The organism is Elusimicrobia bacterium HGW-Elusimicrobia-1 (assembly GCA_002841695.1).
Taxonomy (GTDB): Bacteria; Elusimicrobiota; Endomicrobiia; order PHAN01; family PHAN01; genus PHAN01.
This window is the reverse complement of the sequence record PHAN01000003.1, coordinates 42,423-60,513: the sequence shown is the minus strand read 5'-3', so window position 1 is coordinate 60,513 and position 18,091 is coordinate 42,423. Positions and strand designations below refer to the sequence as shown.

The window sequence follows — 18,091 nt, the reverse complement described above, 5'->3', positions numbered from 1 at the left end:
GAAGGACCTACGCTCTCCATATTTTTTTGATCCAGGACTGTGTTTTTTCTTTGACGCCGAGATTTTTGAAACGCCCCCAGATACGCCGGAACCTCGCGGTGGAAACGCGACCGCGGGGTCTTTTGAGCCGGCCGGACGCCGATACCGCCGTCCTTCCGGAAATGATACCCAGATCCGCGCCGATCTTGGCGAATTTTTCGAGCACAAAATCCAAATCTTCCTCGGTGTGCGCCGCGGTGTAGCTTGTTCTTATTATGGCGTGGCCCTCGGGCACTGCGGGAGCGACCACGGGACTGGCGAATATTCCCCCGTCGTAAAGCATGCGCCACATCTGGAAAGCGGCCATATTTTCACCGACGGTAATGGGTATTATGGGGGTGCTCGAATTGCCGGTGTCGAAACCCATGCGCGTAAATTCACTCTTCATTTTTCTTACGTTGCGCCAGAGCCGCTCTCTTCGTTCCGGCTCGCTCTCTATGATGTCGAGGGCCGCGGCAATGGCCGCCGTATTCGACGCGGGAAGCGAAGCCGTGAATATCAGCGAACGCGAAATATGCTTGATGTAATGTATGACTTCCTCGCGGCCGGCGATAAATCCGCCTATTGAAGCCAGCGACTTCGAGGCCGTCCCCATTATCAGGTCGACCTCGCTTTCAAGCTTAAAATGTTCCGATGTGCCGCGGCCATTATCCCCGAGAACGCCCAGCGAATGCGCGTCGTCGACAAGAACCCTGGCGTTGTAAGCCCTGGCGAGTTTGACTATTCCGGGCAGGTCGGCGATGTCGCCTTCCATGGAGAAAACACCGTCTACGACGATAAGTTTGCCCGAGTCCTTGCGGGCGGCAAGCAGGCGTTCGAGATCTCCGATGTTATTGTGCCGGAAGCGCAACATTTCTCCGTAAGAAAGCCGGCAGCCGTCGATTATTGAAGCGTGGTCGAGTTTGTCGGTAAGAACATAATCGCCCTTGCCTACGATCGTGGATATGGCGCCCAGATTGGCGTGATGTCCCGTCGTAAAAAGCACGGCCGATTCCTTGCCTACAAATCGGGCGAGTTTTCTCTCCACATCCAGGTGCATATCTATAGTTCCGTTGAGAAACCTGGAACCGGTGCAGGACGTGCCGTATTTTTTGACGGCCGCGATTGCGGCTTCCTTGACTTTGGGATGGTTCGCGAGCCCCAGATAATTATTGGAGCAAATGACAACCCGTTCGCGGCCTTCCACTATGGCGGTGGGGCCCTGGGCCGAATCCACCCTTAAAAAGTAGGGATACAAGTTGGCCGCCATAATTTCCTTGGCGGCGGTAAACTTAGAACACTTGTTAAATATATCCATTGATGTTACATTGAGCCCGTCGAAAAAGTATTTTTGAACCATTTTGTCATTCCCGAATGCTTTAATCGGGAATCCATCACTGACAGGAAATCTGGATTCCCGCTTTCGCGGGAATGACATGACAAGAGTTTTTCAATGGCCTCATATTAATTTCAAAGCCAATGGTTTTCTTTGTACCAATTATATGTTTTTGCCGCGCCGTCGGCAAAATCCGTCATTCTAAAACCCAAATCCTTTTGCGTATCTTCGACGCCGGAGCATGTCCATGCCGGCCGGAGCATCTCATTGGCCTTATCGGTGTTGAACACCGCGTCCTTTCCCAGCGCCGACGATATTTTTTCGGAAACGAGGGCGGCAGAGGATAGAATGAAATCCGGAACTATCACCCGCAAAACGCTTTTTTTGGCCGCCGCGGCTATAATCTCGCAGACATCGCTCCATGAATACTCCTTCGGGTCGGCCGCGTAATAGGTTTTGCCGTCGGCGCGGTCGGTCTCGGCGGCAAGGGCTACGGCCAGCGCGACATCTTCGGAAAAACTCATATTTATAAAGCGGGGAGGACGCGACGACACGCTTATTCCCAGCGAAACGGCTTTGAAGAAAAAAAACATGTCCCTGTCGCGGGGGCCGTAGACGGCCGACGGCACAATCACGCAGTGCCGCGCTCCCGACGCCGCAAGCGCCAAAGTGCCGTCTAATTTGCTTCTGCCGTAAACCGACACGGGCGACGGCCTGTCGCCGAGACGCCGCGGTTTTCCCGGCTCCGACGGCCCGAAGGCCGCCAGCGACGATAGATGAACGACTTTCGTTCCGATTGTCCGCGCGATGGCGCCCATAGACGCGACGGCTGCGCTGTTGACGGCGTAGTAGCGCGCCATGTCGCGGGAACGGAGCACTCCGGCGGAGTTTATCACCGCGTCCGGACGGCCTTCGCCGAAAGCGGGTTTTTCCATGACGGCGCGCAGCGAAACAGGGTCGGTAACGTCTCCCCTCACGACAACGGCTCCCATTTGTGTCAGATGTTCGGCACGCGCAAGATTTCTGACAAGACAAAAAACTTTATGTCCGCGGGACAAAAGCGTTTCGGTTATGCGGGTGCCTATAAAACCGCCCGCGCCTGTGACAAGAAAACTTTTCATCGGATAATTTAGGTAAAACGCCGGAAAAACAGGCCGCCCGTCGACATTACCGATGTCCGCGGGGTCAGTGCCGGAATTTTTTAGAAAATCCTTTTGCCCTCTATCCGGCGGACCAACAGCCAAATCTTAAGGCGCGTTAATAATCTGTTTGCCTCAAATTCCGCGCCGTAAAGACGCTTGCCGAAGGCCTCGCTCGACCACTTAATGCGGGCAAACGCTTTTATCTTTACGAATCCGCCGGTTGAAAAAATGAAACGGTATTTTTTGTCGATGGACAAAATTTCGTACGACTCTAACCCCAGACCGGAAAAAGATATATTCCGTATAAGTCCCTGCTTCGTTTTGTCCGAATCGGATATTTTTACGGGAGACACCAGTATATGCCGCGCGTGTTTTCTTTTTTCGATGGCCGCCGACGGCGATGCCATGGACGGCAGCGGCGACTCAGAGGTTTTGTTCATAGTTTTATCCCCGAAGTTTGAAAGTTATAAGTTCGCTGTTGCGATGTTCCCCGCGGGAACCGGAAATGGTAGTGAGCACCCATCCGACGTAGGGAGCGTAATAGCTGTATCTGATTACGCCGGGAGAATCGGTATATTTTTCGCCTATTCTTATGCACTCGCCGAACACTCCGGCCCTTACTTTTACGGCAGTCGGGACGAACTCCACCGTAATCCCGGCTACCCTGGCGCCGTCGCGGCGGGACCATTTTTTTCCGTGATAAATCGGGTGTTCGAGAAAAACGGCGGAACCGGAATCCGGCCTCGACTGACTTTCAAGCAGGGCATAGCCGGAAACGGCATAATAGACGCTGCGCGTGGTCACTACCATGGGACCGGCAAAGAATTTTTTGTCGACGCGGAAAACTCCGGTCGAGACCTCGTGCGCCGACCATATCGCTTTCATGTTGGCGCCGCCGGTAGCCGAGTCCCCTTCGACCCACTGGGCTCCGTCGATAAGAGGAAAGTAGTCCGGTGATCTTAAAAGCCCCGCGCGGGCCCGGACAAGCAGCGCGGGGTCGGACGAATAATCGGCTTCGGCGCGTCTGTAAAGAGAGGCCGCTTTTGCGGGAAGTCGCAGTTGAAAATTGTAAATTCCGGCGGCCTCAAAAATCGCGGATGACGCAAGCCGGTGAGACGGCCGACGGTCGGCGAAGCGCTCATACCGGACTGCGGCGTCTACATAGCGGCCCGCCTCGGCAAGTTTTGCAGCGCGCATAAAATCGTGGCTCGCGCCGAAAAAAAGGAGTTTGACGGCCAGAACTGCGGCCAGCAAGATCGGCAGAAAAAGAAAAATCGCGCGATTTGGCTTCATTTCCCGGAAAAAACGGTTTATCCTTGCGGTATGTCCTTTAATTTCGAGCCAAACCGCCAACGCAACGCCGGAAGTGTCTATAAGAACATCCGCGGCAGAGCCCGAACGGCCGGGCACGAACGTCTGGTGATATTCGTCGGATACGGCGTATATTATACTAAATAAAACCGGCCATACGAGTTCAAAACGGCGCGGGCGGACGGTTGCGCCGGCGATGTTCACCGAAGAATCCGCGAAAGCGGAGCGCGCGAAAACAAAAAGCAGCCCGTATACGGCGGCGTGGGCGATTTTGCGAAGAATGGTGTCCCATACGCCGAGATCGGTTTTAAGATACGGCACGGATGAAAAATAAAAAATAAGAGCGCACCAAAAAACCAGGCGCGCCCGATAAAAAAACTTTTTCGTCCGTGGGTCAGGGCTCAAAATCAAATTCCTTGGAACCTATACGGACGGTGTCGCCCTCCGCGGCGCCGGCGGCCTCCAATGCTTTATCTATGCCCATTTTTTTAATTATATGCTGAAAGCGCACGAGGGTTTCCTCGTTTGCAAAATCCGTCATCTCGGCAAGATCGTCGATTCTTTTGCCGGATAAAACCCAGACGTCGCCGTTCCGCTCGACGACAAACGGCTTTTCGTACGTAAATCTTCTCGTCCGGCGGTCGTCGGACGCAACCGGCGGCGCTACCGTCCTTTCGGCGGCGCGCTCGGCGCAATAGTCCAACAGCGGCGCCAGACCTTCGCCCGTAACGGCCGAAATCGGAAATATCTTTTTGCCCTTCAATCGCCTGCGGAAAAGAGCCGGCGCGCGGGCGCTTTCGGGAACATCCATTTTATTAAGCGCGATGACCGTCGGTTTTTTGATGAGCTCTTTGGAATGAGCGCCAAGTTCGGCGATAATGGTTTTATAATTTTCCAGCGGGTCGCCGGAAGACCCGGACGCGTCTATCACGTGCAGCAGAAGTCCGGTTCTTTCGATGTGTCTTAAAAAATCGTGCCCCAGCCCCTTTCCGTCGCGGGCGCCTTCGATAAGACCGGGAATGTCGGCAAATACCACGTTTCTGGAACGTATCGTCGCGACGCCAAGATTGGGCGAAAGTGTCGTGAAAGGATAAGACGCAATCTTGGGGCGGGCGGAAGTGATTCTGGAAAGTATGGACGATTTGCCGGCATTGGGAATGCCTATAATGCCTACGTCCGCGATAAGTTTTAATTCGAGTTCGAGGGTCGACGTCTCGGCCGGCTGGCCTTTTTCGTAGATACGGGGCGCGGTATTCATCGCCGTCTTAAACGACTTGTTACCGCGGCCGCCCCTGCCGCCGCGAGCGGCCAAAACCCTCATCGCCGGAGCGCTCAAATCAGCCAACACCTCGCCGTTCTTGCGCGCTATCGTTCCGACGGGAACGGTTATTATAAGGTCTTCGGCGCAAGGCCCCGTTCTGTCGGACGAGGAGCCTTTTCCGCCGTCGGCAGCCGTAAATCTCGGACGATATTTGAAATCCAGCAGAGAGGACATCCGGTCGGTCGCCTCAAGCCATACGTCGCCGCCGCGCCCGCCGTTTCCTCCGTCGGGCCCGCCGAAAGGCACGTATTTTTCCCTGCGGAAACTCATGGAACCGTCGCCGCCGCGCCCGCCGGCGACTACTATCAACGCCTTATCGATGAAAGCTCCGGTGGATTTTCCCGGGGACCGGACTGAGGTCGTCCGCGCGACGGCAGAGCCGCTCACGGGATTCAAAGATGCCGATTCTTTATCAGGGTTTTTCATGCGTACGCTCGCAAAGGAGCAACTACGATGACGAAGAAAGGTAACTACTGCGCGGGTTTATGGTTTGAAACGGGATGGAGGCGGGCGGCTATTTTTCCGAGGGAAGCACGCTCACGCGCAGACGATCCTTGGCGCCCCTTTTGAAACTCACCACTCCGGCTGCTTTGGCAAAAATCGTAAAATCGGAGCCCATTCCGACACCGGCTCCGGGATACACCTTAGTGCCGCGCTGCCGGATTATTACGGCGCCGGGAAGAACACTCTGAGAGCCGTAAACCTTCACTCCGAGCCGCTGCCCGGGAGAGTTTCTGCCGTTTGTGGACGATCCTTGCGATTTTGTGTGTGCCATTTTATGTGCTCCGGTAAGTGCTTATATTTTTATCTCTTTGATGATCAATTCAGTGAGTGACTGCCTGTGCCCGCGTATTTTTTTATATCCCTTTTTGGAACGCTTTTTAAAAACCAGGACTTTGGGCGCTTTTTTGTGGCCTACCACTTCGGCCACCACTTTCGCTTTGGGAACGACGGGCGTGCCGACGAGCGTTTTATCTCCGTCGGATATGGCCAGAACTTTGTCGAACTCGACCTTATCCCCGGGCTTTACGTTTTTAATGTGGTCAACAACAACGTTCGAGCCCACCGAGACCTTGCGCTGAGCCGAATTTATGGATACGAGTACCTGCATATAGTTTCTCTCCCTTACATTCTTGACTGCCCGGCTATTATACTTTATTTCGGGTGGATTTTCAAAATCAACGCGGAACGGTCCCGGCGACCGATGTCTTTAGCGCCCCCGCCACGGCCGACAGCACGGAATCGTGTCCGGACAACTTCAACGCCGCGGCGTATTCCGTCGAAGCTCTTGAGGATTCTCCGGACAACTCCAGCGACAGTCCCAGAAAAAATCTGGCGGCGGACGAATCGGGCATTTCAAGCAGATATATCTTGAATATCTCGGCGGCCTCGTCGGGACGGGAACTCTTATAATAGGCCATGCCAAGGCGCAAAAGCGCATCGGGGCCGCGAGGGTTCATTTTTACGGCCGATGAGAAAGCCGTTACGGCGCGCGCGTATTGTCCCGACGCATAATAGAGTTTCCCCAACTGAATGAATCCCCCGTAATCCGGAGTCGCGGCCAGATATTCCTTGAGCAGCGCCTCGGCAATAACCCGTTCCGAAACTATCTCATAGCAGCCGGCAACCCTGAGTATTACATCGCCGGAGGCGCCGCGCACCATGGCTTTTTTGTAATGTTCTATGGCGTCGGCGTAAAGACCCAGCGATTCAAAAACTCCCGCGGCGCCGAGCAGGGTATCCACGTCGTCGGGTCGCCGCGAAAGTATCTTTTTGTATTCTTCGAGCGCCGGTATGCGCAGGTCCGCCTCGACGTAATAATGCGCCAATTTTTTTTGCGCGGAGACATCGCGCGGAGCCGCGGCGACGGCATCTTTGGCGAACTCTATGGCCTTTCCAAGCGACCCCTGTGAATAATAAGTGTCGGACAGGCGCCGGAGGGCTCGCAGTTTCCGTCGAGCGGAACGCGCGTAATGGAGGGACGACTGATAGTAATTCAACGCCTCCTGAGTTCTGGAACGCTCCAGATAAATTTCGCCCAGAGAGAAAAAAGCGTCGGACTTCCGCGCGTCCGACGAGCGGCCGTCGGCCGCGGCATGGAGGCGCGAGATTTCGCCATCGGCGACGCCGGCGCGCAAACTTTGCGGCGCGCCGAGCGCCCAAATAAATATCGATATAACGGCAACAGACGAAAATTTCATAAGCTCCGCTCTATTTGTAAACATCGGCTCCGGCGCGCTCCAACACTCTGCGCACTATAAATTCTTTAAGGGCATCCATCCTGGATTCGGTTTCCACAACACCGGCGGCGATACATTCTTTGGCTTTTGAAAGGTCTATGGCGGAAACGCCCTTCACGTCGGGAGAGATGATGAAATCGGCTTTTTTGAGCGATTCATTCTCAAGAAGCGCGCCCTGAATATAAATGGCCTGAGTGAGGGTCCGGAAAATGCCTTCGGATGGATTCAGCGTGTAATCGGAACGGGCCGTAAGAACTATAACTATGTCGGCGCCCATAGAGCGGGCGATGTCCACCGGTATATTGTCGATCAATCCGCCGTCCACCAGGTAACGATGGCGGAACATAACCGGCTCGAAGATGCCCGGAATAGTGGCCGACGCCCGCACGGCGGAAGCCACTTTGCCTTCCGAAAAAACTATCCGCTCTCCCGTGGAAATATCCACCGCGACACAGGCGAACTTTATGTCCAGTTCGTGAAATCTCTTGCCGCCCAGATATTTTTCCAGATACGCTTCGAGACGTTCGGTCGAAAGCAGATTGCTGCCCAGCAGCAAACCTACGAGGGAGGCGCTGCCCATGTCCGCTATTTTATCCCAGCCAAGGTCAGATGAAATATATTCGAGACGTTCCAGCGGCACACCGCCGGCGTAAAGAGAGCCGATTACGGCTCCGATACTGACGCCTACGACAATATCGACGGGCAAGCCGTGCCGCTTAAGCACTCTTAACACCCCGATGTGAGCAAATCCGCGCGCTCCGCCGCCCGAAAGAACCAGAGCGATTTTGGGCCGTTTTGACGCCGGAAGAAGCGATGCCGAATGCCAAAGATAATCCATTACAACGCGGTCTTCGGAAAAAGGATTCTCCGCCGCCGTCACGGAAACGGCTAAACACAAAACCGAAACCGCCACGCAAAAGAAAAACGCGGGCATCTTAATGTATCGCAGCACACACGTATCCCAATTAACAAAGTATGTCATACCCGCGCAAGCGGGTATCCAGAGTTTTTCCGACAACAATTTCTGGATTCCCACTGGAGTTTACCCCGTACTTGATACGGGGTGGGAATGACAAGTAAAAATCAAATGTCAAAGTGTTTTTATCGCCGCATATTCTTCACGATATTTCTTTGCCTACGGCGAGTTCCAGATTTATCAGCGAGGTTACGGCCTCAAGACGCGAATCCAGAATATCCATGGACGCAAGATATACGGCTCGGGGGTTGACGGGTTTAGCCGACAGCGCCTCGGCGAGACGGTCTTCGTCATGCTTTACTTTTTTGGCGGCCGCCTCAAGCGTAAGCACGGCCAGACGCACTTCGTAGGATATGGCGTCTTCGGCGTCGGTCTTTTTTATGCCGCTCTGGCGGGCGTGGGATTTTCGCGCGTCGAGACGCGCCCACGAAGCCCATCCGTCGAAAACCGGCAGATTCAGATTGAGAAACATTGCCCAGTTTTTCCGGGAATCCGACCGGTTGACATCGACAAATTCGTACGTTCCGCCCAATGTGACCGCCGGAAATTTTTCGGTCTGCAGCAAAGAAACCGCCAGCGAATCTATAGTTTCCTGAATGGCCACTCTGCTGAGTTCCCTGCGGTACTGATACGCCTGCGCCACAAGTTTATCGGCTTCAAGCGCGGTCGGCAAATCAATTTTCAACGCGCCTGATATTTCAAAAATCGTGTTCAGTTCAAGACCCGCCGTGGAAAGAAAGCCGAGGCGGGCGGCGGCGTAATTTTTTTCCGCGGAGATAATATCCCTTCGCAGCGCCGCGAGCAATTCTCCGTCGGCGGAGCGTCCGCCGGACGACAGGCGGGCGGCTTCTTTTTTCATATCGCTAAGCCGCGCGGACGCGTATATCAGGCGGTAAAAAGCTTTTTTGACCTCGGCGCGAACATTGGACAACAGAATTTCCCTGTTGGTTTCGGCCACCCTGAGATTTGTTTTGGCCAGCCGCATATTGGACGTATACCGGCCGCCGGCATAGATGTACTGCGCCATGGTGAATTTTGCCGTGTAATTTTCCGACGGAGCGCGGCTCGCGTCGTAATAAATGGAGCCCAGCGCGTCGGACAGTATGAAAGGCGTGGCTGTGTCGTATTTGGACGCGTTGAGATTAAAATCTATCTTGGGAAACACGAGCGCGTGGGTTTCGCGTATTTTGGCTTTTGCTATCTCGACGTCTTCGTTGGCCACAAGGATTTGCTGATTATTTCTGATGCCGTAAAATACAGCGTCGGCGGCGGTGAAAACTCTTACCGAAGCCGACGGCCGCGAAGGCGACATCGAACCGTCATCGGCGGCCGGAGACGAGTTTGCGGCGCAAAATAAAAAAAACGCACACACCGCCGCCCTGATAGACGCCGAAAAAATCCTGCCTGTGCCGGAGAATCTTGATCTCATATTTTTTTAAGCCCCCGCAATTCCGAAGATAAATACCGCGACACTTCCGAAGCCGCGGTACCGCCAAGCGACTTGCGGGAAGATACCGCGCGCCTCACGTCGAGGCATTTGTATAAATCGCGTCCAAAGGCCGGCGAGTATTTTTTGTAAACTTCAAAAGTGACTTCGGACAGAGAAACGCCGCGCTCGACGGCATACCGCGCCACCGCCGAAACGGCCGCGTGCGCCTTGCGGAAAGGAACTCCCCGCACGGCCAGATAGTCCGCCAACTCGGTGGCCAGAAGATAATCCTTGTCGAAAGAAGCCAGCATCCGGCGGCTGTTTACTTTGAGGCCATTGGCCACGGCGGCGCAAACTTCAAGAGCGAGACGCGCGTCGTCGGCGGAGCGGAAAACGTGAAGCTTGTCTTCCTGAAGATCGCGATTGTAAGCGAGCGGAAGGTTTTTCGTAAGAGCCATCAGCGACATCAGCGAGCCGACGGCCGAAGCGGCTTTCGCGCGCACGAGTTCGAGCCAGTCCGGGTTTTTCTTCTGCGGCATTATGGACGACCCGCTCGAATAGCCCGAAGGCATTTCGACAAAGCCGAACTCCGACGACGAAAATATTATCAGGTCTTCCGCAAACCTCGAAAGGTTCACAAGAAGCACCGCGCAGGCCGCGGCAAACTCGCAGGCGAAGTCCCTCGACGCCACGGCGTCGACGGAGTTCGCCATAGGGCGGGCAAACCCCAGAAGGCGCGCCGTGAGACGCCGGTCCACAGGGAAAGAAGTTCCCGCGAAAGCGGCCGCGCCAAGCGGCGATTCGTCGAGACGTCCGAGGCATCCGGCAAGCCGCGATTCGTCGCGTTTGAGCATTTCATTGTAAGCCGAAATCCAGTGGGCGAAAAGCACCGGCTGCGCCTGCTGCAAATGCGTATAGCCGGGCATTACGGCCTTTATGTTGGCGCGGGCTTTAAGCAGAATTTCTTTGCGGGCGCGGCGCGATGATTGTATTAATGAAGGAATTTCTTCTTTGAGCCAGAGGCGCAGATCCGTGGCGACCTGATCGTTGCGGCTGCGGGCGGTGTGCATCTTTCCTCCGACGGGGCCCAGACGTTTTATAATCTCTTTTTCCACGGCGAAATGAATATCTTCGGCATCGGGAAGCCGCGGACGTTTCCCGGCGGATACCGCGGGGCGTATTTGCGACGAGAGTTTACCCAGCGCGGCCGCGATTTTGACGGCATCGCGGCGCGGGATTATTCCGCGCTCGGAGAGCATCTTGACGTGAGCGACCGAGCCGGCGATATCGCAAAGAGCCAGCCGCCAGTCGTATCCTGACGACGATATGAAACTTTTTGAGTTTGTGGTCGTCTTCATTGTTTTATTTACCCCGCCGCTTATCTATAAACTTCTCTTCTGTGTTTTATTCTCTGAACGGTTACGATTCTCCTGTCGTCATCCACCTGATATACGACTCTGTAATTGCCTATACGTATGCGATAACTTTTATCACTGGCCCAAAGTTTCGCCGAGTGCATCGGAGTGGGATTTTCGGAAAGCTTTTTTATTTGTTTCCAAATAACGGGAATAAACCTCGTATCAAGCGACTGCAACTCTTTAACCGCCGATTTTTTGACTTCTACTTTATATAAGTCCATTGTGTCTAAGTCGCTTTTCCACTTCTTTGAGGGACAAGGCAGGTTCGTCTTTTCTTTCGGCGATAATTCTCAAATCATCCATATCATCGAGCAGCTGATTGTAAAAGTTGATGCCAAGCACCACCGCCGTTTTATGGCCTTTGTTGTCGACAAGAAATTTTTCTTTTACCGCTTTCATATTTTTATCTCCATTTTATGTTTTATCGACGTAAAATTCGGATTTTTGCTTTTATTTTGTTGATTTTTCAGTATCGCGCGCACTTTAAGCGGCAGGCCGTAGAGATTTATAAAACCCTCGGCGTCTTTCTGATTATAAATATCTTCCCGTCCGAAAGTAGCGAGTTTTTCCCAGTAGAGAGAGTGCCTGGATTTGCGTCCTGCGACAATTACCGAACCCTTGCAGAGTTTGAGACGCACGGAGCCCGAAACGTTTTTCTGCGTTTCCGTTATGAAGGCGTCAATAGATTCTTTCAGCGGCGTGAACCACAAACCGTTATAGGCCAGTTCGGCGTATTTTTGAGAGAGTAATTCTTTGTAGTGAGAGGTGTCGCGGTCAAGAACCAGCGATTCGATCTCACGGTGCGCCGCCAATAAAACAGTGGCGGCGGGACACTCGTAGACGCCGCGGGATTTTATTCCGACGAGGCGGTTCTCCACTATGTCCACGCGGCCGACGCCGTTTGCTCCGGCGATTTTATTAAGACGATTTATCAGTTCGACGGCCGGCATTCTCTTGCCGTCGAGAGAAACGGGCGCGCCCTTCTGGAATCCTATTTCCACATAACGCGCCTTCGACGGGGCTCGTTCGGGCGAGACGGTCATTTGGAACATTTTTTCGTCGGGCTCGTTCGCAGGGTCTTCGAGTATGCCGCCCTCGTATGAAATATGCCAGAGATTGGCGTCGGAAGAATAAGGTTTGGCGGGCGTCACTTCTATGGGAATTTTTCTGCGGCGGGCGTAAGCGATTTCGTCCTCGCGCGACTTCATCTCCCATTCGCGCCAGGGCGCGATAATTTTGAGGTCGGGCGCGAGCGCCTTGAAAGTAAGCTCGAATCTCACCTGGTCGTTGCCCTTGCCCGTGGCGCCGTGAGCGACGGCGGAGGCCTTTTGGCTGCGGGCGATATCGACCACTTTAAGAGCTATGAGCGGGCGGGCCAAAGATGTCCCCAGAAGATATTTGTGCTCGTAAACGGCGTCGGCTTTAATGGCCGGAACGACATATTTTTCGGCAAACTCTTTTTTAGCGTCTATTATGTACGCCTTGGAAGCGCCCGTCTTCAATGCCTTCTTTTTTATGGCGGCCAAATCTTCGTTTTGCCCCACGTCGACGATGGCGGCAATGACTTCGGCGCCGTAATGTTCGATAAGCCACGTTATCATTACGGATGTGTCGAGACCGCCGGAATAGGCGATTACTATTTTCATAACTACTCCTCCGATATCTGGACAGGGCTGCTTATGAGACCATTGAAAAAGTCGTCAAAATGTCACCCTGAGCGAAGCGAAGGGTCTCCACCCGAAGGGTGGTCATCGGAAGATGAGATTCTTCCCCCTCCACACAACGGCGGGGTCAGAATGACAAATGATGGGTTTTTCAACAATTTCATTATAGCAAAAAAGGTGTCTTATTTCGAGGAGAAATTAAGTATCGCGCCGGCCAGAAAAAGAGCGGCCAGCAGATAAGAATACCACGCGAAACCAGCGGCAAGTTTTCGCTTCGAGCGCAAACGCATACCGATTATAACCACGACTGTCATGGCAAGAATCGCGCCCGTCGTATTCAGATGAGCGTAAGTATCAAGCGCGGCGAAAATGTCGCCTTTTGAGTAGAGAGCGTCGTTGACGAAGATTATGGCATAGTTGAAAAGATTGGAGCCGATCATGTTGGCTACGGCCATCTCGTGCGCGCCTATGCGCATAGCCGCAAACGAAACGGCTATCTCGGGCATTGTCGTGGCGAAGCCCAGAATAAGCGTGCCCACGAAACTCGAATGCCATCCCATTTTTTCCACGAAACCGTCTCCGATGTAGGCAAGCCATATCCCGCAGGCGACAACGACGGCGGCCGACAGCAGAAAATGAATCCATATTTTTTTAAGCGGCGAGGCCATTTCCGACGGCGGCGCCACTGCGGCGGGCGATGTCTGCGGCGGCTCACCGGCCGCGCGGGCGTCTTTTTCGTGTAAATAAATCGCCCTCATGGAAAAAGCGTAGGATATCGCCACGCCCCAACTCCACACGGAAATATTAAGGAAACTCGCGTTAAATCCCATAGGCGCTCCGAGCAGCCCGCCGATAACGAATACGAGCGGCGACAAGCTCAGCCACGCGGTAAGCGTCTGCCCGCGGGACATCGCGCTTAAAATCGGAACGCCGACGGCGAAGTAGTCGAGCACGGCGATTTTAAGCAGATTATAGGTGTTGGCTCCCAGAATGTCGCCGAAGGTAAGGTCGGGATTGCCCACAAAAACTATACTGCCCACGCCGGTGAATATCTCCGGCAGCGACGTGACGGCGGCCATAAGCACGACGCCTATCCAAAGACCTCCGAGACCGGTTTTTTGCGCCAGGGCGTCGCCGGAAATCGCCACGTTTTTACCGGCCCAAAAAACGAGCGCAAGACACAGCGCGAATTCAATTATTATCACAGTCATATTTTACCGCCTTTTTTCCTGACACGTCTGTTTTCCCGTCGGCGAACGCCCTAAACGTGCGAAGCAAAAAAATCTTCCAGTATCTTCTTGTCAGATATTATGTTGACCTCGGGCAGGGCACTTAAAAAATATTTTCCGTAGTATTTCGTCCGTATCCTGGGATCAAGCGAGGCCACTACGCCCCAGTCGGTTCCCGTGCGCATAAGCCGTCCGAATCCCTGACGGAATTTAAGCACAGCGCGCGGCAGAGTGTAATGCGAAAACGGATCTTTGCCCGCTTTGCGAAGTTCTTCAAGTTTGGCTTCCACGACGGGGTGGTCGGGAACGTCGAAGGGAAGTTTGGTCAGTATCACGCAGACCAGAGAATCGCCGGGGACGTCGACTCCCTGCCAGAAACTGTCCGTGCCGCATAGCACGGCATTTCCGGCCGCCTTGAACTCCTCGATAATCCGCCAATGCGAGCGCGCGCCTTGCTTAAAAAGTGTGTGCCCGCCGCTCTGTTCGAGTTCGGCGTAAACGGAATTAAGCAGTTTGTAACTCGTAAAAAGAACAAACGAACGGCCCCCGGCCAGATGAACGATTTCGCCGACTTCCTTTTTTACGGCATCTTCATAGGCCGCGTCGCCGGAACGCGGGTCGGGCATATTTTCGGGAATATAAAGCGCGACCCTGTCGCGGTAATTAAAACCGCTTGATAGTATGATTTCGTCGCAGTTTTCAGACGGCACGCCGAGCGTCTCCTTGACGTACTCGAAGCTCCCTCCGACGGAAAGCGTGGCCGACGTCAGAACGACCGAGTACGTCGCGCCGAAAAGTTTTTCCGCAAGAATCCCTGAAATATCCGTGGGCGTGGAGCATATCGAAATCCTCTCGCCGCGGCGGCGGCGTTCGCGCTCGAACCAGTAGACCCTGTCGGGATTTTTGTGCGCAAGCCATTCTTCCACAACGGCCGCAAAGCCCTGCGCGCGCAGCGCCTTGGATTGTATGTCGAGCGCTTCCTCGCGGCCGGACGCCGAAGGTATCAAATCCTTCAACGTCGCCGAAAGATTTTTCAGCGACGCCGAAAGCGCCGCGCCGTCGACGGAAACCGCGGGCGGCTCAAGAAATCTCACGGTGTCGCGCGAGGCGCCCGCGGCGACGGATACCGCGCCGAAAAACCGCTCGGAGGCGGCCAGGACTTCGGAGACGGCGGCGGCTGCCGCGTCTTTGCTTTCGGGACTTATGCGCCCCAGACGGAAAAGCAGTCCGCGGCGGCGACGGGGATTAAAGACGTCGAGACAGAGTTTTCTGGCCTGATAGTTATTGGCCGAATCGCCCAGAAGATCGAGCGCGACCTCCTCGGCGTTGTGCGCTTCGTCGATAACGGCGAAGTCAAACGGCGGCAAAACCCTTCCGCCGGAGGCGATATTGGTAAAGAACAGATGATGGTTCACCACCAGAATATCCGACGAAGCCGCGCGCGCCTGCGCTTTTCTGTAAAAACAATCCGCCGCGCGTCCGCAGGAGGAGCCCATACAGACGTCGGCTTCGCGCGAAATATCCTCGCGGGCGGAATAATCTTCGATGAAATCGAACTCGCTCAGGATGCCCGTTTTGGTTTCGGCTGCCCAGGATAAAACGCGCTCCCTGAGCCCCTCCGACGAGAAAACGTCCGGCGAGAAGCGGTCGAGCCGCCGGAGACACAGATAATTATCGCTGCCGAACAGAACGGCAAAGTCCAGAGAGCGTCCGTCGGTTTCAAGGATTCTTGAAACCATCGGGATGTCTTTTTCGATGAGTTGGTTTTGCAGGACTTTCGTGAAGGTGGATATGACTACGCGCCTTTTAGGCGCGAGCGCATCGCCGTCGCCGACGGCGGCGGGACTATCCGCCGGGCGCATCAAGGCGGCCGGAACTATGTAGGCGAGCGATTTTCCGGTGCCGGTGCCGGCCTCCGATAGAAGATGCCGTCCGGAGGCAAAGGCCTTTTCGACGCGCAGAGCCATCGCGAACTGTTCGGCGCGTTCCTCGTATTCGTCGAGATGAAGCGGGACTATGTCGCGGAGTATTCTTGCGGATAACGACGGAGGGGATTCCATTTTAAAGCCGTCGAGAAACATCGTCCTTCAGGCGGGCCAGAAAATCAGTCACGCTCATTGTTCCGAGATTTTCGCCGGCGCGGGTTCTCACCGCCACGGTGGACGACGCCTTTTCTTTTTCCCCCGCCACGAGTATGTAAGACACTTTGGCAAGCGTGGCCTCTCTGATTTTATATCCGATTTTTTCGTTTCTCAGGTCCGCTTCGGCGCGAAAACCCGCGCGGCGGAGTTCGTCGGCCACGGAACGCGCGTAATCGGCGTTGTCGTCGGAAATATTGGCCACGACGACCTGCGTGGGCGAGAGCCACGCGGGAAATTTCCCGGCGTGATGCTCTATCAAAATTCCAAAAAATCTCTCAAGCGATCCGAATAAAGCCCTATGAATCATATACGGCCTGTGCTTTGCGCCGTCGGCTCCCACAAAAGTCATATCGAAACGCTCCGGCATATTAAAATCAAATTGAATGGTCGATGTCTGCCACTCCCTGCCCAGCGCGTCTTTTACTTTAAGGTCTATCTTAGGCCCGTAGAAAGCCCCGCCGCCTTCGTCTATTTCGCATTCCAGCCCTTCGGCCTCGACGGCTCCGCGCAGGGCGGCCGTGGCCTCGGCCCATCTCTCCGACGGCCCGATGGCGTCGACGGGTTTTGTAGCCAGATACGCCTTAATTTCCGAAAAACCGAATGTCTTCCAAATCGACATACTGAACCTTAAAACTTCGCGGATTTCCGAGGAGACCTGCTCCGGCGAGCAGAAGATGTGGGCGTCGTCCTGAGTGAATCCGCGGACCCGCATAAGTCCGTGCAAAACGCCGGATTTTTCGTAACGATAAACCGTGCCCAGTTCCGCCCATCGCAACGGCAGATCGCGGTACGAATACAGGCGGGAGCGGTAAATTTCTATGTGAAACGGGCAGTTCATCGGTTTTACGTAGTAGTCGTTTCCGTCGATTTTCATGGGAGCGTACATAGCGTCTTTGTAAAAACCCAGATGTCCGCTGGTTTCCCAAAGCGTCGAACGGCCTATGTGCGGAGAATAAATCAATTCATAGCCGTTTTTATAATGTTCCTCGCGCCAGAATGTTTCTATGATGTGCCTGATCATCGCACCGCGCGGATGCCAGAGTATAAGCCCGGGGCCGACCTCGTCGGAAACGCCGAAAAAACCGAGTTCGCGTCCGAGCTTGCGGTGGTCGCGCTTTTTGGCCTCTTCAATCTTCAGAAGATATTTTTTGAGTTCTTTTTCCGACTCAAAAGCCGTGCCGTATATGCGCTGCAGCATCGGGTTGCGGGCGTCGCCGCGCCAATACGCCCCGGCCACGGAAAGAAGTTTGAAATGTTTTATGGCACCGGCGCGCTCGATATGCGGGCCGCGGCACAAATCGGTGAACGCGCCCGTGGAATAATAACTGACTTTATCGTCGGTGATGCCGTTTATAAGTTCGACTTTATATTTTTCGCCGAGAGATTCAAAGCGGGCGAGAGCTTCGGCTTTGGATTTTTCGGTTCTTACGAACGGCTCGTCGCGGACCGCGATTTCCCTCATCCGCGATTCGATTTTTTCGAGGTCTTCGGGAGTAAACGCTTCCGCGCGGTCGAAATCGTAATAGAATCCTTCGTCGATGGAGGGGCCTATGGCGACTTTCGTGCCCGGAAAAAGTTCCGTTACGGCCGCGGCCATTATGTGCGCGGCGGAGTGACGCAAGGTATCCAGATGCAATTTCGCCTGATTTGAGTCGGAAGATATTTCGTTCATAGTCGATATAAAAAAATAAGCCGCCGCCCGCAGGGTGGCGACGACAACAAGAAAACGCCGTCGGTTTACATCATGTTGAGTCGCGCGGAAATAACTTAAACAAAATGGGCGGTACAGGATTCGAACCTGTGACCCCTTGCATGTCAAGCAAGTACTCTAACCAACTGAGCTAACCGCCCCCGAATCTTGCGGGC

General features: G+C 54.3%; 17 protein-coding genes and 1 tRNA gene. All 18 read right to left on the bottom strand.

The genetic code is table 11. From position 1 onward, the window contains the following. Positions 1-7: 7 nt before the first annotated feature. Complete coding sequence (locus CVU77_02245; GenBank protein ID PKN02020.1) at positions 8-1,336, bottom strand: 8-amino-7-oxononanoate synthase; 1,329 nt, start codon at positions 1,334-1,336, stop codon at positions 8-10. Between the two features lie 152 nt (positions 1,337-1,488). Then, on the bottom strand, positions 1,489-2,475 hold the full coding sequence (locus CVU77_02240) for a hypothetical protein (protein ID PKN01780.1): 987 nt from the start codon (positions 2,473-2,475) through the stop codon (positions 1,489-1,491). 80 nt (positions 2,476-2,555) lie between these two features. Continuing rightward, positions 2,556-2,936: a hypothetical protein gene (locus tag CVU77_02235; protein ID PKN01779.1), complete on the bottom strand. Its 381-nt coding sequence runs from the start codon at positions 2,934-2,936 to the stop codon at positions 2,556-2,558. Between the two features lie 4 nt (positions 2,937-2,940). Beyond that, positions 2,941-4,218, bottom strand: coding sequence for a hypothetical protein (locus CVU77_02230; GenBank protein ID PKN01778.1), 1,278 nt, complete (start codon positions 4,216-4,218; stop codon positions 2,941-2,943). Beyond that, positions 4,202-5,554, bottom strand: a complete 1,353-nt coding sequence (locus tag CVU77_02225) for a GTPase ObgE (GenBank protein PKN01777.1) — start codon at positions 5,552-5,554, stop codon at positions 4,202-4,204. The genes CVU77_02230 and CVU77_02225 overlap by 17 nt, the downstream gene beginning before the upstream one ends. A gap of 88 nt (positions 5,555-5,642) precedes the next feature. Continuing rightward, positions 5,643-5,903 (bottom strand): 50S ribosomal protein L27, encoded by a 261-nt coding sequence (locus CVU77_02220; protein ID PKN01776.1) that lies wholly within the window; start codon positions 5,901-5,903, stop codon positions 5,643-5,645. Between the two features lie 21 nt (positions 5,904-5,924). Beyond that, positions 5,925-6,239 (bottom strand): 50S ribosomal protein L21, encoded by a 315-nt coding sequence (gene rplU, locus CVU77_02215; protein PKN01775.1) that lies wholly within the window; start codon positions 6,237-6,239, stop codon positions 5,925-5,927. Positions 6,240-6,306: 67 nt separating this feature from the next. Then, entirely contained in the window at positions 6,307-7,353 is a 1,047-nt protein-coding gene (locus CVU77_02210; protein PKN01774.1) for a hypothetical protein, read from the bottom strand. Further along, a complete protein-coding gene (locus CVU77_02205) occupies positions 7,340-8,404 on the bottom strand; it encodes a hypothetical protein (GenBank protein PKN01773.1) in 1,065 nt (354 codons plus the stop codon). The genes CVU77_02210 and CVU77_02205 overlap by 14 nt, the downstream gene beginning before the upstream one ends. 82 nt (positions 8,405-8,486) lie before the next feature. Continuing rightward, positions 8,487-9,773, bottom strand: a complete 1,287-nt coding sequence (locus CVU77_02200; GenBank protein PKN01772.1) for a hypothetical protein — start codon at positions 9,771-9,773, stop codon at positions 8,487-8,489. Then, positions 9,770-11,131 carry an argininosuccinate lyase gene (argH, locus tag CVU77_02195; GenBank protein ID PKN01771.1) on the bottom strand — a complete coding sequence of 454 codons (1,362 nt, stop codon included), beginning with the start codon at positions 11,129-11,131 and terminating at the stop codon, positions 9,770-9,772. Before argH ends, CVU77_02200 begins: the two co-directional genes overlap by 4 nt. A gap of 20 nt (positions 11,132-11,151) precedes the next feature. Further along, complete coding sequence (locus CVU77_02190; GenBank protein PKN01770.1) at positions 11,152-11,412, bottom strand: type II toxin-antitoxin system RelE/ParE family toxin; 261 nt, start codon at positions 11,410-11,412, stop codon at positions 11,152-11,154. Next, the gene (locus tag CVU77_02185) at positions 11,399-11,590 is read right to left on the bottom strand and encodes a hypothetical protein (protein PKN01769.1); all 192 of its coding nucleotides are present in this window, start codon (positions 11,588-11,590) and stop codon (positions 11,399-11,401) included. Before CVU77_02185 ends, CVU77_02190 begins: the two co-directional genes overlap by 14 nt. After that, positions 11,587-12,837, bottom strand: a complete 1,251-nt coding sequence (locus tag CVU77_02180) for an argininosuccinate synthase (GenBank protein PKN01768.1) — start codon at positions 12,835-12,837, stop codon at positions 11,587-11,589. Before CVU77_02180 ends, CVU77_02185 begins: the two co-directional genes overlap by 4 nt. Positions 12,838-13,037: 200 nt before the next feature. Then, positions 13,038-14,066 carry a hypothetical protein gene (locus CVU77_02175; GenBank protein PKN01767.1) on the bottom strand — a complete coding sequence of 343 codons (1,029 nt, stop codon included), beginning with the start codon at positions 14,064-14,066 and terminating at the stop codon, positions 13,038-13,040. 50 nt (positions 14,067-14,116) lie between these two features. Further along, on the bottom strand, positions 14,117-16,165 hold the full coding sequence (locus CVU77_02170; protein ID PKN01766.1) for a helicase c2: 2,049 nt from the start codon (positions 16,163-16,165) through the stop codon (positions 14,117-14,119). Beyond that, complete coding sequence (locus tag CVU77_02165; GenBank protein PKN01765.1) at positions 16,146-17,897, bottom strand: threonine--tRNA ligase; 1,752 nt, start codon at positions 17,895-17,897, stop codon at positions 16,146-16,148. Before CVU77_02165 ends, CVU77_02170 begins: the two co-directional genes overlap by 20 nt. Positions 17,898-18,002: 105 nt before the next feature. Continuing rightward, a tRNA-Val gene (locus tag CVU77_02160) sits at positions 18,003-18,076 on the bottom strand. Positions 18,077-18,091 lie beyond the last annotated feature (15 nt).